This window comes from Streptomyces sp. NPDC004561 (genome assembly GCF_053602155.1).
The window spans coordinates 1-2676 of record NZ_JBSGDB010000765.1 but is presented as its reverse complement, the minus strand read 5'-3'; the positions used below and the strand labels follow the sequence as shown (position 1 = coordinate 2676).

1 protein-coding gene and 1 pseudogene are annotated in these 2676 nt (G+C 72.6%); both read left to right on the top strand.

The window, feature by feature from the left end:
• Positions 1-2340: bifunctional FO biosynthesis protein CofGH (locus tag ACWEN3_RS44935; protein ID WP_452984018.1), on the top strand; the 2340-nt coding region annotated here is incomplete at its 5' end.
• A gap of 59 nt (positions 2341-2399) precedes the next feature.
• Positions 2400-2676: pseudogene (locus ACWEN3_RS44930) on the top strand (hypothetical protein); the annotation flags it as partial.

Sequence of the window (2676 nt, the reverse complement as noted above, 5' to 3'; positions counted from 1 at the left end):
GGCGCGGCCGCCGTACTCGTCAACACCTTCGTCACCGTCCCGGGCAAGCTGCGCCGCGCCGGGCACGGGATGTTCATGTCCCCGGACGAGGTCCTGGACATCGCCCGCAAGGGCGCCGCCCTCGGCTGCAAGGAAGCCCTGATCACCCTCGGCGACAAGCCCGAGGACCGCTGGCCCGAGGCGCGCGAGTGGCTCGACGCGCACGGCTACGACGACACCATCGCCTACGTCCGCGCCGTCTCGATCCGCATCCTGGAGGAGACGGGTCTGCTGCCCCACCTCAACCCGGGCGTGATGACGTGGACGGACTTCCAGCGCCTCAAGCCCGTCGCGCCGAGCATGGGCATGATGCTGGAGACGACCGCGACCCGCCTGTGGTCCGAACCCGGCGGCCCGCACCACGGTTCCCCGGACAAGGAACCGGCCGTACGGCTCAGGGTGCTGGAGGACGCCGGCCGGTCCTCGGTCCCCTTCACCTCCGGCCTGCTGATCGGCATCGGCGAGACGTACGAGGAGCGCGCGGAGTCCCTGTTCGCCCTCCGCAAGGTCTCCCGGGCCTACCACGGCATCCAGGAGCTGATCATCCAGAACTTCCGCGCCAAGCCGGACACGGCGATGCGCGGCATGCCGGACGCCGAACTCGACGACCTGGTCGCCACGGTGGCCGTCGCCCGGCACATCATGGGCCCGAGCGCCTGCCTCCAGGCCCCGCCGAACCTGGTCGACTCCGAGTACGAGCGGCTGATCGGCGCCGGCATCGACGACTGGGGCGGGGTGTCGCCCCTGACCATTGACCACGTCAACCCCGAACGCCCCTGGCCGCAGATCGAGGAGCTGGCGTCGAGGTCCGCGGCGGCCGGCTTCCGGCTGCGCGAACGCCTGTGCGTCTACCCGGAGTTCGTGACCCGCGGTGAGCCCTGGCTGGATCCGCGGCTGCGCCCGCACGTGAGCGCGCTGGCCGATCCGGAGACGGGCCTGGCCCTCCCGGACGCGACCGTCGAGGGCCGCCCGTGGCAGGAGCCGGAGGAGGCCTTCGTGCCGAGGGGCCGTACGGACCTGCACCGAACGATCGACACCGACGGCCGCAGCGCCGACCGGCGCGACGACTTCGACGAGGTGTACGGCGACTGGGCGGCCCTGCGCGAGGCGGCCGCCCCCGGCATGGCGCCGGAGCGCATCGACACCGACGTCCGCCAGGCCCTGCGCACGGCGGCCGACGACCCCACACGGCTGACCGACGCCGAGGCCCTGGCCCTGCTGCACGCGGACGGCCGGGCGCTGGACGCGCTGTGCCGGGTGGCCGACGACGTACGCCGCTCGGCGGTCGGCGACGACGTGACGTACATCGTCACCCGCAACATCAACTTCACCAACGTCTGCTACACGGGCTGCCGCTTCTGCGCCTTCGCCCAGCGCAGGACCGACGCCGACGCCTACACGCTCTCGCTGGAGCAGGTGGCCGACCGCGCCCGGCAGGCCTGGGACGTCGGCGCGGTCGAGGTGTGCATGCAGGGCGGCATCCACCCCGACCTGCCCGGCACGGCCTACTTCGACATCGCGAAGGCGGTCAAGGAACGCGTCCCCGGCATGCACGTCCACGCCTTCTCCCCGATGGAGGTGGTGAACGGCGCCACCCGCACCGGCATGCCGGTCCGCGAGTGGCTGTCCGCCGCCAAGGAGGCCGGCCTGGACACCATCCCCGGCACTGCGGCGGAGATCCTGGACGACGAGGTCCGCTGGGTCCTGACCAAGGGCAAGCTGCCCGCGGCCACCTGGACCGAGGTGATCAGGACGGCCCACGAGCTGGGCATCCGCTCGTCCTCCACGATGATGTACGGCCATGTCGACCAGCCCCGCCACTGGCTGGGCCATCTGCGCACGCTCGCCGGGATCCAGCGCGAGACCGGCGGCTTCACGGAGTTCGTGACGCTCCCGTTCATCCACACCAACGCGCCGGTGTACCTGGCGGGCATCGCACGGCCCGGCCCGTCCATGCGGGACAACCGGGCGGTGACGGCGATGGCCAGGCTGCTGCTGCACCCTTATATCCCGAACATCCAGACGAGCTGGGTCAAACTGGGCACCGAGGGCGCGGCGGAGATGCTCCGCTCCGGCGCGAACGACCTGGGCGGCACCCTCATGGAGGAGACGATCTCGCGCATGGCGGGGTCCTCCTACGGCTCCTACAAGTCCGTACGGGACCTGGTGGCCGTGGCGGAGGCGGCCGGCCGCCCGGCGAAGCCCCGCACCACGCTCTACGGCGAGGTCCCCGAGGAGCGGCGGCGGACGGCCGAGGCGTCCGACGGGCACCTGCCGGATCTGCTGCCCGTGCTGGACTGAGTACGATGATCCGACCCCCGACCCGAGCGGGGGCCCCGTAGCGGAGGAGATGCGTACCCGTGGCTGCCCGACTGCCCTCGTGGGCCTGGGTCACCGGACTGACGGCGGGAGCGACCGCGGCGGTCGTCGCCCTCGCCGTACAGGCGGACCACGGGTCGCATCCCACGGCCGCCGTGGCGAAGCCCGGCGCCTCGGCGTCGGCGCGCGCCCACGCGTCCACGAAACCGAAGGCGCCGGCTGTACCACTCCTCGTTCACCGACCGGCTGGTGGCGAAGTTCGCGCTGCCGACCACCGGCTGGCGCGGTGCGCCGCACTGACGGACCTGCACTCGGCCG